Raw genomic sequence first — 18,644 nt, 5'->3', positions numbered from 1 at the left:
ATTAGTGTTAATCCTCTAAAAGTTCTACGATTTTTTCTGCTGCTAATTTTGCAGAAGCAGGATTTTGACCTGTTACTAAACGCTCATCTACGCTTACTTTTTCTTGCCACATAGCTGCTTTATCTACAGTTGCACCACGTTCAATAAGTTTGTCTTCTAATAAAAATGGTACCACATTCTCTAATTTTACATTAGCTTCTTCTTCATTTGTAAATACGCTTACCGTTTTACCTTCAACTAAATAATTACCATTAGATAATTTAATATTTACCAAAGCCGAAGGACCATGACAAACAGCTGCTACAACACCATCATTTTCGTAAATTTTTGCAGCAATTTTTGCTAGTTTTTTATTGTTTGGAAAATCCCACATTGTGCCGTGTCCACCAGCATAATAAATGGCATCGTAATTTTTAGCTTTTACTTTTGAAACTTTTAATGTGTTTTGAAGTTTATTTTGAAACGTTGCATCATTCCAATATTTATTATTCACTTCATCTTTAAGATCAAAACCATCTACTGGTGGATTGCCGCCTTCTGGACTTACTAAAGTGATTTCATAATTATTAGCTTCAAAAACCTCGTAAGCATGAGTAACTTCACTTAAATAATAACCAGTGTCTTTACCTGTGTCACCTAATTCTTGATGACTAGAAAGTACCATTAATACACTTGGTTTATCTTGTTTGGTTTGTGCTATTAAGGCAATGCTAAAAAGCAAAGCGATTGCTGAGAAATAAAATCTTGTTTTCATTGTTTTGTTTTTGGTTTAAAATTCTGGTACAAAATTCAATGAAAAGCACTACTTGTGCGAGGATGTATGTCACGATTTTAAAGTGATGTAGCGCAACCCAAAAGTGTGATGTATATCACTTTTTTAACCTTTAAAACGACTTAAGGTTTCTCTAGATACACCTAAATAGGCTGCAATCAGTTTTTTAGGTACACGCTGTACTAATTTTGGAAGTTTAAATAATAAAGCGTCGTAACGTTCTTCGGCAGTTTGTGTTAACAAAGACAGTATACGTTGCTGCAAACCAATAAATCCATAATTAGATTTTATTCGGAAGAAATTTGCCATAGCGGGAATTTTTTGACAAATGGTTTCACGACTTTCTAAAGACAAACAGAAAAACTCAGAATCTTCTATACAATCTACAAAAATTGTAGCAGGTATTTGATGCTGAAATGCGTAGTAGTCGCTAACCCAATAATCTTCCATTGCAAACTGAAGAATGTGCTCACTACCTTTTTCATCTACAGCATAAGATTTTATAAGTCCGTTGATAATCCAAAATTCGCAATCTACAGGTTGTCCTGTTTGAATTAAAAACTGATGCTTTTTGAGTTTTTTATGTTCAAAATGAGGTACAATAAAATTCCACTCTTCATCTGTAAGTGTTACAATTTCTTCAAAATGTTGTCTTAAGAGTTGGTATTTGTCTTGCATGCTTCAAAAATAGAAATTATAAGGTTACTATTCTGCATGCTTCAAACTCAATGTCCTGATAGTTATCTTGAGTCCACTGGCTTAAACCCTTTAAAATAGGTAGTAAAGCTTTGCCTTTTTCAGATAAAGAATATTCTACACGTGGTGGTATTTCGGCATATTTTTTTCTGATAATAATCCCATCTTCTTCAAGCTCTCGTAATTGTTCTGTCAATACTTTTTTTGATATGGTAGGTGTAAACATTAACAACTTACCAAAGCGTAAACTTCCGTTAGCTAATAAGTAAATTAAAATCGGTTTCCACTTATTTCCAATAACGTTCATGGCATGAACTAAAGAACATAAATTAGGATTGTCAATTACTTTTCTTCCCATTAGTTACCGTTTTGTAACCACTTTTTAAGGTGGTTTATTTTATATTGGTTTCAAAAATAAACTATTATTAGTTTCTTTGCAATACTAATTTAGAATTTTATAAAAATGAAAAATATTTTAATTATTAATGGTCATCAATATTATCCGTTTGCAGAAGGAAAATTAAATCAATCTTTTGTTGAAAAACTATCAGCTCAATTAAAAGAGGCTAACTTAAACATAAAAACTACCGTAACTCAAAATGAATACAATGTAGATGAGGAAGTAGAAAAATTTCTTTGGGCAGATGTGGTATTTTTACAAACGCCTTTAAACTGGATGGGCATTACGTGGTCGTTTAAAAAATATATGGATGATGTATTTACTGCAGGTATGATGGGAAAACTATCGCAAGGTGATGGTCGTACTTCTGAAGCGCCAAAAAAGAATTATGGTTTAGGTGGCTTATTAAAAGGTAAATATATGATGTCTGTAACTGCAAATGCGCCTAAAGAGTCTTTTAACAATCCTGAGGAAGCTTTTTTTGCTGGTAAAAGTGAAGACGACTTATTATTGCCAATGCACCTTAACTTTAAATGGTTTGGTTTAGAGCCTTTAAAAACATTTTTTGCTTACGACGTGATGAAAAATCCAGATATTGAAAATGACTTTGCGAGATTTGAAAAACATATAAATGAAGAGTTGCTTCAAAAACTATAATCCATTAAGAGTTTTCACGTTTAATAAATCATAACTAATACATATATAAAATGAACAGACCAACACCAAAACATAGCGCACCAAATTTAACTTTTCCAGTATTAGATGGTAACGAATGGCAGATTAACAATCAGCAACCAGAAAATTTCACTTTAGTGGTTTTTTATAGAGGTTTACATTGCCCATTGTGCAAAAAATATTTACAACAGTTAGAAGAGTTATTACCAGAATTTAAAGAAAGAGGCGTTAACGTTATTGCTGTAAGTATGGATTCTGAGTCTAGAGCACGCTTATCACGTCAAAAATGGGAACTATCAGAATTACAATTAGGTTATAACTTAGATTTAGAAACTGCTAAAAACTGGGGATTATATTTAAGTAAAGCTGTAAAAGACGGTGAACCAGACACATTTAGTGAACCAGGACTATTTTTAATAGATAATAACAATCAAGTCTATTATTCTGCTATAAATAGTAATCCTTGGGGTAGACCTTATTTACCGTCATTTGTAAAGGCTGTAGATTATATTGTGTCTTCAGGTTATCCTGCAAGAGGCGAAATGTTATAAATTTGTAATATGAATTACACCGAAAAAACATATTACTACGATTACGACAGTCCTGCCATAAAAGATATTATAAAAGACGTCAAACATTTAACTTCTCAACAAGATATTATAGAACAATTGTATCTAAAAGTTAGAGATGGTTGGCGGTATCTACCTTTTAATATTGGTTTAACAAAAGCGCATTTTAAAGCCAGTAATATTGCAAAAAAACCAGATGGACATTGCATTGATAAAGCCATTTTATACATTGCTTGTTTACGCGCCTTTAATATTCCTGCAAGATTACATTTAGCTAAGGTATCTAACCATATTGCTACTGAGCGCTTAGAAAAAGTGATTGGCACTAATGAGCTGACACCTCATGGTTTGGTAGATGTATTTTATAATGGTAAATGGGTTAAATGTTCGCCTGCGTTTAATAAAGAACTATGTACTATTTATAATGTAGATGTTTTAGATTTTAATGGTACCGAAGATGCAGTGCTGCAAGAATACAATAAAGACGACCATAAATTTATGACCTACATAGAAGATTATGGTCATTTTGAAGATGTGCCATTAGATTTTATAAGGGACACATTTAAATCAAATTATCCTAGTCTTTATGAAAGATTTAAAGATCAGGATCATATTGTAATTTAAAACAAACATAATTTGCAATCAGAACTAAGTCAGATTCAAGCCTTTTTTAAAACCGAATATCCTTTAAATCAAAACGGATTAAACGAACTATTCGGTTTATTTAAAGTTGAAAAAGTAGCTAAAGGCGAAACTCTTCTTGTTGCAAATACCACCGAAAATTATTTAAGGTTTCTCAACTCTGGTGTAGTACGAGAGTATTATGCCACACCAGACAAAGAGACTAACATTAATTTTTATGCCGAACCACAATTTATCACAGATTTAAGTTCGTTTATCAATGATACGGCAACTAACAAAAACCAAGAATGTATAACAGAAGTAGAACTATTAGCTGTTGAAAAAAATGCATTTAGAGACTTATTAGATAAGTACGAATGCGGAAAATCGTTTATAGAAATTTCGTTTCAGCGATTATTGAAACAAAAGGAATTTTTTGAATACAATCGTATTACTAAAACACCAGATGAACTATACAAAGAGCTGATTATTTACAGACCCAACTGGCTAGACAATATTCCACAATACCACATTGCATCCTACCTAAATGTTACACCAGAAACTTTAAGTCGTATTCGAAAACGTATTTCTTGATTTGAATCAATGCCTATGTGTAATGCGTTTAGAATCTTTGCAAAAACATGTAAGCAATATGAAAATTCATCATTTTAGGAATGCCACAATGGTTATAGAAGCAAATAATCATTTTATTCTAGTAGATCCTATGCTTGGTCCAAAAGGATCTTTACCACCATTTACATTTTTTAGGTTTAAACCTGTTAAAAATCCTATTGTAGAATTACCAGAAATTAGCAAAACCTTTTTAGATAAAATTACGCATTGTGTTATAACGCACAACCATCCAGATCATATTGACAAACCTGCAGAAGATTTCTTAAAAGAGAAAAATATCCCTGTGTTTTGTAGTGTAAAAGATGAAAAAACATTTTCAAAAAAAGGTTTAAACATTGTAAAAACTATTGAATATTGGACAAAATCAGAGTTTTTAGGTGGTAGCATAGAAGGAATTCCGGCACAACATGGTTATGGCTTTGTAGCCAAACCAGCAGGTAATGTTATGGGATTTTTTATACAGTTATCTCATCAGCCATCAATTTATTTAAGTAGCGATACTATATATACAGATGCTGTTGATAGAGTGTTTAGAGACTATAAACCAGAAGTTAGTATTGTTGCAGCAGGATCGGCACAGTTTGATATTTTTAAACCTTTATTAATGACTATGGATGATATTTTAAAGTTTGCTAAAAACGCACCAGGTAAAGTCATCGCCAACCATATGGAAGCGGTTAACCACTGTCCAACAAAGCGAAGCACATTAAGAACAAATATTACAGAATTAAGTCTTTTAGAAAAAGTGTTTATTCCTGAAGATGGCGAAACACTTACTTTCTAAACTGTGTTGGTGTAAAGTCTTTTTTCCTTTTTTTTAATCTTGAAGAATACGTTGGTTAATCAAAGCCTAAATCGTAACCAATTTCAGCAATGGTTTTGTCTGAGTTTTGAAGTCTTAATTTAGCTTCGTTTATAATTTTATTTTGAATGTGCTATTGATGAATACTAAAAAGTTATGTTATGCATTAATAGGTTAATGATGATTTTCGTTTAAAGTCTTTTAACTAATTAAACTAATGCTCCATAGGAATATCAATAAGATTGATTTTTATTCTATGTGCTTTGTAAATTCCTTCTACAAATACTGAGATAGCATTGTTTTGTTGAGACCAATCGGTTATTTCTGTGTCAGTTACAATAGCAACATCAGATAAACTAACATTAATATAATTTTCTGCGCTACGGGCTAAATCGTTATGAATAGTTGAAGCCGTGACAGTGTGTGTGCCAGATTCATTTTACGATTATATTTTTTGTGTCTTGTTGTTAAACTCATGCATTACAACGAAATACATATAGACTTTTATCTATGGTATCAAAAATTTTCGTATATTATAATAGGGATTAATTATTTGTTAGGGATCTGATTTCAGTTTTGATAATGTAGTTTCTATTGTTAACTTAATCATTCATGCTATGAAAGGTCTTAAAAAAAATGAATTACCAAAAGCCGAGATTCATCTCGATAAAGGTGATTCTTACTTAGAGATATTTTACTCTAGTCCTGCAGCTAATGTTTTATCCGAATTTGATAGCGGTAAAATAATAGCAGTAAACGAATCTTGGGAAAATTTTGCTGGTTTTAAGCGTGATGAGGTTATTGGGAAAACAAGTGTAGAGCTTAACATCGTAACCCAATCCTACTTAGAAGAATTATATACAAGTCTTAACGAATCGGATTTGCTAAAGTCTCATAAGATACAAATCCGACGAAAGTCTGGTGAAAAAGCCTTTGGTCTTGCCACATTTCAGTTGCTAGAACAAGATGATAATTCTGTAATTCTTTCATCAATAGTAGACATAACTGACCTTGTAAAAACTAACAGAGAGTTAAAATTAGTTACTAAATTTTCGGACTGTCTATTAGCTAGTGTTTATGAGGCTGTTTTTATTCTTGATAAATTTGGAACATGTGTAAGAGTCAATAGAGCATTTACAAAATTAACGGGTTATACAGAAAATGATATTCTAGGTGAAAAAGCACCTTTTCCACACTGGCCACCAGAGGAGTACGAAAATATTCAAAATTACATATCAAATTACCTGAAAGGAAAATTTACTAGAGGTCAGTTAACTTTTAAAAGGGCCAATGGCGAACGTTTTGAAGTGCTTCTGACAACCACGGAAATATTAAATGAAAAAAATGAGTTAATGGGTTATGTTTCTACAGCCGTAGACATTTCACAACAAGTTAGGTTTCAAAATTCTTTGATTGAAAAGTCGCATAAGGCTAATGAAAAAAAGAATTCGATTATAAACTTACTAAATCTTAAGGATAAAAATTTTGACGAATTTCTTAAAAATGTCACTTTAATTTCTTCAAAAGTATTAAAAGTACAACGTGTAAGCGTTTGGCGTTTCAACAAAGACTTAACTAAAATAGAATGTTTGGTCGCGTACCAAGCGGAGGGTGATAAGTTTTTGAACCATGCAGAAATGAAAATAGATAATTACCCAAACTATTTTACAGAACTCTATAAAAATAAAATTGTAAAAGTTGATGACGTTGATAATAACAAAGCTATAAATGAAGAGTTTAAGGAAAATTATTTAAACAAGTATAATATTAAGTCTATGCTAGATGCCTACATTATAGGCATTAATGAGCCATTTGGTGTACTTTGTTTTGAAGAAGTTGGTAATGTAAGGATATGGACATCAGAAGAGGAACAATTTGTAACCACAATTGCAAGTGTAATTTCTCTTGCGCTAGAAAACTCAAAACGCAAAAAAATTCAAAATGAGCTAGAGCGCACAAACAAGAAATTAAAATCTACCATTTCAGAATTAAATGAGCTAAAAAAAGGATTAGAGCAGCAAAATACGTACCTAAGGGAAGAGATAGATTTAGTGTTTAATTATGAAGATATGGTGTATGGTAGTGCATTATTTAGTAATGTACTAACTGATGTAGAACGAGTAGCTAATACTAACGCTACAGTTTTGCTTTGTGGAGAAACAGGAACCGGAAAAGAGCTTGTTGCAAGAGCCATACATAATATTAGTGATAGGGCAGATAAACCATTAATAAAAGTAAATTGCGCTGCCATACCAAAGGAATTAATAGAAAGTGAGTTGTTTGGGCATAAAAAAGGATCTTTTACAGGTGCTTTTAGTGATAAAGAAGGTAAGTTTCAACTCGCAGATGGAGGTACTTTATTTTTAGACGAAATTGGAGAACTACCAATAGATATGCAACCAAAATTACTAAGAGCAATACAAGAGTTTGAAATTGAGCCGATAGGTAGTTCTGAAGTAAAAAAAGTAGATATTAGAATAATTGCAGCAACCAACAGAGACCTGCAAAAGGATGTAGAAGACAACAGATTTAGACAAGATTTGTATTACAGACTCCACGTATTTCCTGTTAATATCCCACCATTGCGAGATAGACCAGAAGATATTCCAATTTTAATAGAGCATTTTGTCAACAAATTTTGCAAAAAATATGGTAAAAATATAGAGCTAATATCTCAAGAAACCAGGCAAGCCTTATACAACTACGAATGGCCAGGTAATATTAGAGAACTAGAAAATCTTATAGAGCGTGCAGTAATTTTAAGCAATGATAATTCATTGTACGTACCAGGATTTATAAACGGTGAGGACGAAACACCAATTGATTTAACGGTTCTTAGTCTTAATGAAGTTCAAAAAATGCATATAAAACAAACCTTAGAAAAGTTTAAATGGAAAATAGATGGTTCTAATGGTGCAGCACAAGCTTTAGACATAAAACCTAGTACCCTTAGAGATAGAATGAAAAAATTAGGAATTGCAAAGGTCTAGTCACGGAATTCCGTGATAATTAGTTTTTTAAATATAAAGGCTCACGATATATCGTGGGCCTTTATATTTGTTCTAAAACCATAAGTGTCTAAAAATCAAATAATTAAATTATTTTTTTTGTTAAAAAATCTTTAATGGCACACTATTGGCAATATAGGTTTCAAACATAAATGAACCATGCCCCAAAAAATTTCATATGAGTTCGATACTGTAAGATTATGGTCAGAAAGAGGTATTCTGTTTTGTCAATTCTTAGGTGGCAATATTAATCAGCAGCTTATCGAAAAAGATGTACACCAGTATTTAGAAATAATAGATCAACTGGCAAAAGGTGAATGTATGCCGTTGTTAGTAGATCTAAGAGATGTTGTAGGCTCATTTTCTATAGATGCAGCAAAAATACTAATCAATAATACATCATATCAAAAAAATATTTTATGCGAAGCTTTTGTAACTAATAAAATTAATAACAAGCTATTAGTTCTATCGTACAAAAGAATTTATGAACCAGACAAGCAGTATAGGATTTTTAACACCTTCAAGGAAGCTTTAGATTATTGCGAGGCAAAAAAGAAAGTAGAAGTATGAGAGCGCAAAAACTTGAAAGAATAAAAATTGAAGATTACAGTCTGGAGATTTTGAATGTGTTAGAGTCTCAACAGACAATTTCAATCATTGACAGTATAGGACGTTTAATTTATGTTAATGATAATTTTTGCAATCTAGTTGAAAAACCTAAAAAACAATTAATAGGAGAAGCCAATGATATCCTAAAATCTCACTTAGTTGCAGATAAAGTATACAAATCCTTGTGGTCTGCAATTAATAAAGGTAAATCTTGGCAAGGTGTTTTATATTATAAATTGAATGGACTTAAAGATTTTTGGTTAGAGACAGCTTTATATCCTATAAATTCTAATCAAGGCTGCCAAAAATTTTTAGTTACATATAAAGATGTTACTGCTTACAATAAATTTCAGAACAGTTTTGATAAGGTTTTTAGTACTGAAAATTCGTCTTTAAAAAATATTGATGACTTAATATTATCAGTTAATAATAGAGCCAAAATAATAAGAGCCACTGATAAGGAGCTCACTAGAGATTATGACGAAGTAGTAGGTTTTTATATCTATGATTTTATTCCTAAAGATTATCACAAAGCTGTTAGGTCTAAGATAAAGGAAGTTTTTGTAGATAAAATTTCTAATGATTTTCAGTTTGAAAATAACCCAGATAAAGATGCAAACGAGCTTTATGTTTCAAGAATTAATCCAGTTCTCGATAGGTATGGAGATGTTTCTTATGCAAATATTACTACAGAATATAAAACAAAAAATTTAAAAATATTAAAACAACTACAAGATGTTGAGACCAAATATAAATCGGTTTTAAAATCTTGCGATTTTGGTATTATAGTAATTACGGATAGTCATGGTATTATTAAGGAGTGGAATAAAGGGGCTAAGTTAGCTTTTGGTTACACAGAAAAAGAAGTTATAGGTAAATCTTTAAAAATGCTAATAGCAAAAGACTATCTAGATGATGGTATAGCCGAACTTCTAAAAATTAAGAATGCCTCTACATCTAACAAAAAAGGTGAAACAACAGAATTAGTAGTTCAGAAAAAAGACGGAAAACAGTTTCCGGTAGAGCTAGCCATCCACAATTGGTATTGTGGTAAGGAACGATACTTTTCTGCAGTAATGATTGATGTTACAAAGCGTAAAAACTTAGAAAAACGATTACAGGAAAAGTCTAAAGATTTAGAGCTGTTTTTATATCGATCTGCTCACGACTTAAAAGCACCTATAACATCAGCAGAAGGTCTTATAGAGCTTATAAAATTAGAAAATATAGATTCTGATACCAAGCAGCTGGTAGAGATGTTAAGCACTACATTAAGCCAAGGAAAACTGCTGTTTGATAATCTTGCATTCGCTTCTTCAATTTCTCAAAAGAAGGGTGAGCTTAATATCATCAATTTTGAAAAAGAAGTACATAAAACCCTAGAGTCATTAAGTGGTTTAGATGGTTATGGAGATATAGATTTTAATGTTAGTATAAATCAAACAAAAAGATTTTTAACAAATAGAGAATTACTGTGTTCAATATTTCAAAATCTAATTCAGAATGCCATTATATATAGCAAGCCATTAAGTGCACAATTTAAACCCAAAGTTAGTATTGATATTCAACAGTTATCTAATAAGATGCAGATAGTGATATCGGATAATGGCATGGGAATAAGTGATGAGAATAAAGATAAAATTTTTGACATCTATTACAGAGCCAGTAATGAAGGAAAACAAGGTACAGGTTTAGGGCTTTACATTGTAAAGTGTATTGTCGAAGATTTAAACGGATCCATTTCGGTAGATACCAAATTAGGATCTGGTACCACATTTAAAATATTAGTCCCAAATCAAATAAATAACACAAAATGATTAAAAATGTAATGATTGTTGACGATAATAAGGTTGACTTATTTGTCACAAAAAAGATTATTGAGAAATGTAATCCAGAGATCAAAACAAGGAATTTTACTAGTGGAGGATCTGCATTATACTTTCTTAAGTTATGCCAGAATAATGGAGAATCCGAGATATTGGACATTCCAGATTTAATTCTGGTAGATATTAACATGCCCCAAATGGATGGATTTCAATTTTTAGAAAACCTAAAAAAACTAAAACTTGTTAAGAAATCTAAAGTCTACATGCTTACCTCTTCGCTTTATTCAGAAGATATATCTAGAGCTACTAATGATTCTTTTTGTTCAGGCTATCTATGTAAACCATTTACAGTAGAAAAATTCGCCAGCCTTTTAGAAGAGCATTTAAGCACTAAGCAATATAAAAAAACCTCTTAATAGGTTTTATTAACACATTAAAGCTTTACAGTTATGAATAAAAAATCTACTATAATAATTACTTTGATATTGTTATTGCAATGGCAATTACAATCTCAGATTAGTAATCAAGGCGACCTAAAAATAGTAAGTAATACAGATGTGTATTTTGCTAACAACTATGAAAACTCAGGAAATCACAATTGTGATGGTAACCTTTATCTAAATGCTAATTTTGTAAATGACGGTAATACCAGTTCTAACAGCGGAACAACGTATTTTAAGAACAGTGTTGACGATCTTTTAGGAATTACGGGAACAACAAATCAAATTAACTTTTACAATCTTGAAGTTGATTTGAGTTCTATTACAGCAAAGGGCCTTTCTATAGACCAGAATATTGAGCTGTATTTAGAAAATTCTCTGCATATAAAGAATGGCGATCTAAGATTAATTGGTGAATCTCAATTAATACAAGCACATTCAGGCATTAATACAAATACAATAGGTAACGGTAAGTTACTTAAAGATCAGCAAGGAGAAAATTCTGTATATAAATATAATTATTGGTCTTCACCAGTAAATCGTACAGGCGTTTATACTATTTCAACCTGTGTGTTTGATGGTACCGACTCAGGTGTTAATCCATTCTCTCCTCAGTCAATTAGTTATAATACAGGCGCACCATATAACGGTGTGCCGTCTGTAACTGATGGAGGTGGTAACGTTACCACACCTCTAACAATTAATAAAGATTGGCTTTATACTTATGCTATGGGTAATGGCACTTATGCCGATTGGTTATCTATAGATGAAAACACTTCTTTAAATCCAGGACAAGGTTTTACGATGAAAGGTACAGGGACATTATCTCCAGATCAAAATTATGTTTTTTATGGTGATGCTAATAATGGTGATTACAACTTTAGTATCAATAGTGGTGAGAGTGCTCTTTTAGGCAATCCGTATCCATCGGCATTAGATGCTGAGCAATTTTTGCTTGATAATGTAGCTGTAGTTAATGCTCTTTACTTTTGGGTCGATGGAGGTTCTACCTCTCATTATCTAACAGATTATTTAGGTGGCTATGCTACAAGGAATTTAACAGGAGGTGTGCCACCTTCAGTAGCCTCTCCATTAATTGATGGAGTAGGTAGTTCAGGCGCTGTTACAGCACCATCAAGATATGTGTCCGTTGGGCAAGGATTCTTTGTTGAAGCCACTGTTACTGGTAATGTTCAATTTAACAATGGTCAAAGAAGTTTTAAAACAGAAGGAGCTTCGGAGACTACATTTTATCGAGATGCAAATAGTTCTGCAAGTGCCAATAAGTACTTAAGAGTTGGGTATGAAGATCCAGAAGGGTTTCATAGACAGATTTTATTAGGGTTTTTACCAAATACTAATGCAGATTTAAACTATAACATTGGGTATGATGCTAAAATAAACGGGTTAAGAGATGATGATATGTTTTTTGTAATCGAAGAAGATATTAGTTCGCCTTATGCTATACAAGGAGTTGGAGACTTTGATGAAGATATGGAGTTTGATCTTGCTTTAAAGATATCAGAATCTGGTACTCATACCGTAATGTTAGATGAATTAGAAAATTTTGATCATCCTGTTTTCTTAAGAGATAATTATAGCAATACCGAAGTAGATCTAACACTTTCTGACTACCAAATTAACTTACAACCAGGTAATTACTTTGATAGGTATACTTTAGCATTTACACCATTATCTACATTAAGCACGGAGCAAAACGAATTGTACGAGCCCAAAGTATATTACAATGGAGTTGATGCAATAGAAATATATAATCATCAAAGGGCTAATATAGACAAGATAGAGGTCTATAACGCAATAGGACAACTCGTTTTAACCAAAGAAAATACTAACAACGAAAGGCTTCAAATACCATTTACAGGAAATACTGGAGTTTACATAGTTGTACTTAAAATAAATAACACCGAAAAATCTACCAAAATCTTAATTTATTAATTATGAAAAAATTTAATTCTACACTAGTAATAATCAACTGTCTTGTTTTGATGTTGATTAGTTTTAACGCTTCTGCTCAAGTTGGTATAGGAACACTATCGCCAGATGCTTCATCAATGCTTGATGTTAGTTCTACTTCAAAAGGAATGTTAACACCACGAATGACAAGCGCTCAAAGGCTTGCAATTAGTAGCCCTGCTAACGGACTGTTGGTCTATGATACGACTGAAAGTGTCTTTTATTTTTATAACTCTAGTCAATGGGAAAAAATTGACTCTACAACTCGAAACAATTTTAAGTTAGTTAAAACCGTAGCCGATTTAAGTGATGAGTTAACAAGCGGAGGTGGCACTACATATTTACTTGATGAAAATACACTTTATCAAATAAACGGAACCATAAATTTGGCTTATCCAATTGATCTTAATAATGCAGTTGTATTAGGGTTAGATACTTATGAGGATGTTTTAGTTAAAGCAGGAGGCTCTATGTTTTCTGGTACAAAAGGAGGGCTTATTAAAAATCTAACGCTTGCAGCACCTGGAGGTTCCGTGTTTAGCTTAAATGGCACTACCTCTGATAATTTACTTCTAAGAGATGCCGTAATCGCCAACTCTAATGCTGTTGGGAGTATCTCAGGGTTTAATATGGTATTCATTAGTGTTGTTCAGTTTGCTAATAACACTACTGGTATAACTTTTACCGATATTACAGAATTATTAATGAGCAATACAGCGTGGCAGTCAAATAACTCTGGTGTTTATGAAACCTATACAGGTAGTTTTGATTTTATTCAAAAACAAGGAGGTTTTATGGCGTTAGATGGTTCGGCTGTTGGTATAGATGTAAGTTCAAACCCTACGGTTTCAGATGCTGTTTTATCTGGAGTTAGCTTTTCTGGCACAAGTACTCAATATGTAGATGGTTATACTACTGGGGCTTATGCAGGATACAACTTTAATAACTCATGGAACGTAAATTGTCCTGGTATACCAGTTGAGTCAGATGTGGTAAGTGGTGGAAATATTTATTATGATGGAGCTATTACAACTGGTTTTGTGCAAACAATTACAAACAACAGTGCTTTAAATTTAAGTGGTAATAGTAATTCTAATTCTACAACATTAGTAAATGCGCTTCGCACCATGTCTACCCAAGATAACAGAATAACTTATACAGGTAAGAAAACAAGAACTTTTCAGGTTAATGCCGCTTTATCTATTAGAGGGAATTCTGGCGTTGGTGATTATTATGCATTTTTCATTAGAAAAAATGGAACAGATACGCTTACTGAAACCAATACTTTAATGAGAGTAAATAGTACTACAGATATTTCGAGCAATGCTATCTCTGGTACTGTTGAATTAGCACCAAATGATTATATCGAAATTTGGGGACAAAGACTTATTGGATCTGGTACAACATCTATAACAGTTTTTTCACTGAATTTAAGTATTAAGTAAGAAGGCTTTATAGAAAAAGTTAAGATTTAAATTAAGATATTTTATAATTGTTCATAGCAATTTTAATTTTTGTGTTAGCCATAAAGCTCCAATTTTATTGGAGCTTTATTTTTACTCAATTATTTGGTTATCCATTAAATTATCTGACTAAAATCATACTAAATTTAGATAATGATTATTAAATTTAGAATATGAGAAATATATTATTACTTACTGACTTTTCAGATAATTCTATCAATGCCATACACTATGCTTTAAAACTATTTAGTAGGTCTAAGGTTAATTTTTTTGTGTTACACGTAGAGTCTACTAATACGTTTTTAACTGATGATTTAATGGCTGCTGGAAGTAAAAGTATCTACGATACACTTGTTAAAAAGCCGAAAAGCAGATTAAAAAAAGTCGTTTCAGATTTAGAGAAAGCATTTAAACATGAAAATTTCAATTTTGAGATGCTTATAGATCATGATGTGTTTGCAGATTCTGTAAATCAAGTTGTAGCATCAAAAGAGATTGACTTAATTGTTATGGGAACCAATGGAGTTACAGGTGCTAAAGAAGTGCTATTTGGAAGTAATACAATCAACGTCATACGAAAGGTAACTTGTCCAACTCTGGTAATTCCAGAAGACTTTACATACACATCACCAAAGGAGATACTTTTACCACTGGATATTAATGATTCAATAGGTGGAGAGGCTTTTTCAAATTTGTTGACATTTGCGAATACATATTCTGAAAAATTACACCTTATGAGAATAAAGCCCAATAACGAAGTTTCACCAGAGGAACATAGCGATACTGAGCAGGTTCAAAAATATCTAAGGGATATCAACTATGAATATCATGTTGTAAGTAATACACCAATGGATCATGTGGTTAATTCTTATACCCAAACGCATAGTATAGAATTAATAGCTTTATTAGTTCAAAAAGAAAGTCTTTTTGAGAGATTCTTCACAGGTTCATCAACAACAGAGATTAGTAAGAAACTTAAAGTACCATTACTGGTGTTTCATGTGTGATATATTACCCTCTATAATAACATTAATTTTTAACTAATTTTCTTTTGTTTACTTAATGCAATTGGGTTTAATAGTTGCTCAGCCTCCAAGGCTTCAATCATTAATTCTATATAATCATTTACAGTTTTGTCTATAGATTGTGAATCTACTATGCTTATTGAACCTTTCCACAGCAATTCTCTTTCTTTGGTTGGGCAGATGCAGAATACTGAGGTTTCTGCATGGTAAACCGTATACTCTTCATAATACTCAGGATTGTAAAAACTATCCTGATATCTTAAATAATCTTCCTTAAATTTTATAAAGGTTTCATCATACACATCAAAGTTTTTGGTATATGCTATTTTATCTTCAGAGCCTACTACTTTTGAAAAAATGATGGTATCAAATCCACTTTGTAATAGCTGTTGTTCCAAACTGTCTAATTCATTTTGGTTTAGCTTTTCGGTTTTAAAGGATTTAGGAAAAACTTCAAAACTTGTGTAAGCATCTGTACCTCGCATTAAGAATTCTTCTTTTAGCTTATTCTCAAATTTTTGCTTGGCCTCAATATTAGATGTAATACCAACAACTAAAACTTTAGAAGGAGCATAGGATTCTATTTCCGGATTTTTCCAACTATCGGTTAAATGTGTTGAGGTACAGCCACTTACAAGTGCTGTTAAAAGTAGAATAATCAGCTTTTTCATAATAGGTCTATTTCTTGTCTAATAGTCGATTTTGTTTACCTTCTTTCATAACCATCTTTATAAGGTTAAAAAGTTTGGTTTTTGTAGTTCTGTAGCGCTTTCTAAACTCTTCTACAAGCTCGGTAAGATTACGATGTTCTTTTTTATAGGCTGTTTCTTCCTTAATCTGGTCTATACCATCTACCATAATCGAGAGTTCTTTTTCATGAGATTTAACAGCATTGATTAAGGTTTGAGTTTGTTCAACAATTTTAGTGAGTTTATCTATTAATCGTTTACTTTCTTCAAAATGATTGTTGTCTAAAATCTGAAGTGTATACGAACGAATTAAGTCTTCAAAAAACCATTGCTCTTCTTTGCAAAATTCTAATTCCGAAAGCCATTTTTTAGATTCAAAGTGCATCTCATCTGCACTTAACCATTCGGTATGTTTGGCATTTGTATGTATCGTTTTCATAATTCAAAAAATTTAAAATAGCAGAGTGTATAATCCATAAAACATACACTCTGCTTAATTAAGAGATTTTAGATAACTTCAACCTTTTTAGGTTGTTGTGTTTTAGCCTCTTCTTTTTTAAGAAGATTAAGCTTAAGGATACCATTTTTATAGGTGGCCTTAACCTCTTGGTCTGTGTTAACAGATTTAGGTAGGGTTATAGATCTTTTAAAAGAGTTGTAGCTAAATTCTTTGCGTGTAAAGTCTTCTTCTTTTTCTTCTGTTTCATGTTTTTTCTCACCACACACGTTAAGAATGTTTTCATCTATAGTTACCTCAAAATCTTTTTTATTGAAACCTGGAGCTGCAAACTCAATTTCAAAATCATCATCGTGTTCCTTAACATTCATAGCTGGCATTAAGCTATCTTCTTCAAAAAAGTCATTGTTAAAGAAATCGTCGCTGCTTAAAAAATTTTTTAAGCCTTCATTTGTCCAACTAGGGAACAAGCGTTGTCTGTTGTTAAATTTAATTAGTGACATAGCTCTAAATTTTTAGTGTTAAACTTCGATTTTACTGTTTCTAATTTACTGAGCTAATGGTAATTCTGAAATGATTTTAATCAGTTTGAAGCGTGTTGTTTTTAAATTAAATGATTAGCTTTTCTACATCAGTCAACTGTGGAATTTTTACATGCCAACCATACGTGTTTTTAATTTTAGTCCTAAAGGCATCTAAAGCTGTAGGCTCTCCATGAATGAGATAAACCATTTCTGGAATGTTTTTAATGGTTTTCATCCAATTAAGTAAATCCTCTTGATCTGCATGTGCCGATAAGCTTTCAATAGTTTTTATTGTGGCTTTTACAAGATAATATTTTCCAAAAAACCGAATTTCGTGCACACCTTCTTTCAGTTGTCGGCCTCTGGTGCCTTCGGCTTGATAACCAACCAAAAGTACAGTAGTTGAAGGTTCATCTATAAGTTGTTGTAAGTAGGTGAGTACGCGTCCTCCAGTAACCATTCCACTACCTGCAATAACAATTTTAGAACGTTTGTCATCTATGGTTTCCCAGGTTTCTCTGTAGGACTGTACGATGTTTACATGATTGCACATCGCGTAGTATTCTTCAGTTGTTAATCTATGCCAGTTAGGGAAGTGTTTAAAAACATCGAGGACATTGTTGCCCATAGGACTATCTATAAAAATAGGAATGTTTGGGATTCTTCGTTGTTTATACAATTGCCATAGAATGTACATTAAAGTTTGTAAACGCTCTACTGCAAAACTAGGTATGATGAGATTACCTTTTCTGTTAATCGTTTCTTTGATGATGTCCTCTAAAATGGTTTCTACATCCTCTTTTGGATGTAACTTATTGCCATAGGTACTTTCAATAAACAGATAGTCTGCCCATTCTGGTGTTTTAGGGTTTTTGAGTAAGTAATCGTTAGTGCGTCCTATATCTCCAGAGAATACAAACCGTTTACCATTAATATCTAATTCTATAAATGTGGCACCAATGATATGACCATTGTATTGAAATCGATAGGAGATGTTTTCAGTTAATGAAATCCATTTATCATCTTCTTCTGAGTGAAATAATTTAATAGTCTGTTCCGCTTCTTCAACGGTATAAAACGGTAAAGCAGGCTTGTGTTTTGTGTATTTTTCTTTATTGGCTTTTTCTGCTTCTTCTTCGTGAATTTTAGCACTGTCTTTTAGAATAATTTCGGCAATAGCAAGTGTAGGTGCTGTACCAACAATTTTACCTCTAAAGCCTTGTTTTAAAAGTCTTGGTAAATAACCAACATGATCTAAATGGCCATGCGTTAAAAGAACAATATCAATGGACTTAACATCGACAGGAAGATTAGACCAGTTAAGTTCTCTCAACGTTTTTAAACCTTGAAACATACCACAGTCTATCAAAATATTTTGCTCTGAGGTTTCTAACAAAAATTTTGACCCTGTGACTACACTAGAGGCACCTAAAAAATTAACCTTTACAAACTTTTCCATGT

General features: G+C 32.0%; 19 protein-coding genes. 12 read left to right on the top strand and 7 right to left on the bottom strand.

Going from position 1 to position 18,644, the window contains the following annotated elements:
• Window positions 1-7: 7 nt before the first annotated feature.
• From V1468_RS13905 to V1468_RS13895, 3 genes are all read right to left on the bottom strand, one after another.
• Window positions 8-754 (bottom strand): type 1 glutamine amidotransferase domain-containing protein, encoded by a 747-nt coding sequence (locus V1468_RS13905; RefSeq protein WP_331810830.1) that lies wholly within the window; start codon window positions 752-754, stop codon window positions 8-10.
• A 123-nt stretch (window positions 755-877) separates the two neighbouring features.
• Window positions 878-1,450, bottom strand: a complete 573-nt coding sequence (locus V1468_RS13900) for a Crp/Fnr family transcriptional regulator (RefSeq protein ID WP_331810829.1) — start codon at window positions 1,448-1,450, stop codon at window positions 878-880.
• A gap of 16 nt (window positions 1,451-1,466) precedes the next feature.
• The gene (locus V1468_RS13895) at window positions 1,467-1,826 is read right to left on the bottom strand and encodes a winged helix-turn-helix transcriptional regulator (RefSeq protein WP_331810828.1); all 360 of its coding nucleotides are present in this window, start codon (window positions 1,824-1,826) and stop codon (window positions 1,467-1,469) included.
• A gap of 105 nt (window positions 1,827-1,931) precedes the next feature.
• On the opposite strand from V1468_RS13895, the gene V1468_RS13890 reads away from it, so the two are divergent.
• From V1468_RS13890 to V1468_RS13835, 12 genes are all read left to right on the top strand, one after another.
• The gene (locus V1468_RS13890) at window positions 1,932-2,525 is read left to right on the top strand and encodes an NAD(P)H-dependent oxidoreductase (protein WP_331810827.1); all 594 of its coding nucleotides are present in this window, start codon (window positions 1,932-1,934) and stop codon (window positions 2,523-2,525) included.
• Window positions 2,526-2,575: 50 nt separating this feature from the next.
• The gene (locus V1468_RS13885; RefSeq protein ID WP_331810826.1) at window positions 2,576-3,094 is read left to right on the top strand and encodes a peroxiredoxin-like family protein; all 519 of its coding nucleotides are present in this window, start codon (window positions 2,576-2,578) and stop codon (window positions 3,092-3,094) included.
• Between the two features lie 9 nt (window positions 3,095-3,103).
• On the top strand, window positions 3,104-3,736 hold the full coding sequence (locus V1468_RS13880; protein WP_331810825.1) for a transglutaminase-like domain-containing protein: 633 nt from the start codon (window positions 3,104-3,106) through the stop codon (window positions 3,734-3,736).
• A 12-nt stretch (window positions 3,737-3,748) separates the two neighbouring features.
• On the top strand, window positions 3,749-4,327 hold the full coding sequence (locus tag V1468_RS13875; RefSeq protein WP_331810824.1) for a Crp/Fnr family transcriptional regulator: 579 nt from the start codon (window positions 3,749-3,751) through the stop codon (window positions 4,325-4,327).
• Between the two features lie 58 nt (window positions 4,328-4,385).
• The gene (locus V1468_RS13870; RefSeq protein WP_331810823.1) at window positions 4,386-5,150 is read left to right on the top strand and encodes an MBL fold metallo-hydrolase; all 765 of its coding nucleotides are present in this window, start codon (window positions 4,386-4,388) and stop codon (window positions 5,148-5,150) included.
• A 635-nt stretch (window positions 5,151-5,785) separates the two neighbouring features.
• Window positions 5,786-8,158, top strand: coding sequence for a sigma 54-interacting transcriptional regulator (locus V1468_RS13865; protein ID WP_331810822.1), 2,373 nt, complete (start codon window positions 5,786-5,788; stop codon window positions 8,156-8,158).
• Between the two features lie 177 nt (window positions 8,159-8,335).
• On the top strand, window positions 8,336-8,746 hold the full coding sequence (locus V1468_RS13860; RefSeq protein ID WP_331810821.1) for a DUF7793 family protein: 411 nt from the start codon (window positions 8,336-8,338) through the stop codon (window positions 8,744-8,746).
• Window positions 8,743-10,602 (top strand): PAS domain S-box protein, encoded by a 1,860-nt coding sequence (locus V1468_RS13855; protein WP_331810820.1) that lies wholly within the window; start codon window positions 8,743-8,745, stop codon window positions 10,600-10,602. Before V1468_RS13860 ends, V1468_RS13855 begins: the two co-directional genes overlap by 4 nt.
• Window positions 10,599-11,027, top strand: a complete 429-nt coding sequence (locus tag V1468_RS13850) for a response regulator (RefSeq protein WP_331810819.1) — start codon at window positions 10,599-10,601, stop codon at window positions 11,025-11,027. The genes V1468_RS13855 and V1468_RS13850 overlap by 4 nt, the downstream gene beginning before the upstream one ends.
• Before the next feature lie 33 nt (window positions 11,028-11,060).
• Window positions 11,061-13,007, top strand: coding sequence for a T9SS type A sorting domain-containing protein (locus V1468_RS13845; protein ID WP_331810818.1), 1,947 nt, complete (start codon window positions 11,061-11,063; stop codon window positions 13,005-13,007).
• Window positions 13,008-13,009: 2 nt separating this feature from the next.
• Window positions 13,010-14,470 (top strand): cell wall anchor protein, encoded by a 1,461-nt coding sequence (locus V1468_RS13840; protein WP_331810817.1) that lies wholly within the window; start codon window positions 13,010-13,012, stop codon window positions 14,468-14,470.
• A gap of 191 nt (window positions 14,471-14,661) precedes the next feature.
• Window positions 14,662-15,495 carry a universal stress protein gene (locus V1468_RS13835; RefSeq protein ID WP_331810816.1) on the top strand — a complete coding sequence of 278 codons (834 nt, stop codon included), beginning with the start codon at window positions 14,662-14,664 and terminating at the stop codon, window positions 15,493-15,495.
• Between the two features lie 29 nt (window positions 15,496-15,524).
• Here V1468_RS13835 and V1468_RS13830 read toward each other — a convergent pair whose 3' ends face one another.
• The 4 genes from V1468_RS13830 to V1468_RS13815 all read right to left on the bottom strand — a co-directional run bounded on the left by V1468_RS13830 (window position 15,525) and on the right by V1468_RS13815 (window position 18,642).
• Window positions 15,525-16,184, bottom strand: a complete 660-nt coding sequence (locus V1468_RS13830) for a hypothetical protein (protein ID WP_331810815.1) — start codon at window positions 16,182-16,184, stop codon at window positions 15,525-15,527.
• A 7-nt stretch (window positions 16,185-16,191) separates the two neighbouring features.
• Window positions 16,192-16,641 carry a hypothetical protein gene (locus V1468_RS13825; RefSeq protein ID WP_331810814.1) on the bottom strand — a complete coding sequence of 150 codons (450 nt, stop codon included), beginning with the start codon at window positions 16,639-16,641 and terminating at the stop codon, window positions 16,192-16,194.
• Between the two features lie 68 nt (window positions 16,642-16,709).
• Complete coding sequence (locus tag V1468_RS13820; RefSeq protein ID WP_331810813.1) at window positions 16,710-17,162, bottom strand: Hsp20/alpha crystallin family protein; 453 nt, start codon at window positions 17,160-17,162, stop codon at window positions 16,710-16,712.
• Window positions 17,163-17,268: 106 nt separating this feature from the next.
• Window positions 17,269-18,642, bottom strand: a complete 1,374-nt coding sequence (locus tag V1468_RS13815) for an MBL fold metallo-hydrolase (protein ID WP_331810812.1) — start codon at window positions 18,640-18,642, stop codon at window positions 17,269-17,271.
• Window positions 18,643-18,644 lie beyond the last annotated feature (2 nt).

This window comes from Winogradskyella poriferorum, assembly GCF_036553625.1.
Lineage (GTDB): Bacteria > Bacteroidota > Bacteroidia > Flavobacteriales > Flavobacteriaceae > Winogradskyella > Winogradskyella poriferorum.
The sequence above is the reverse complement of the archived record's forward strand: the minus strand, read 5'-3'. Positions and strand labels throughout refer to the sequence as shown.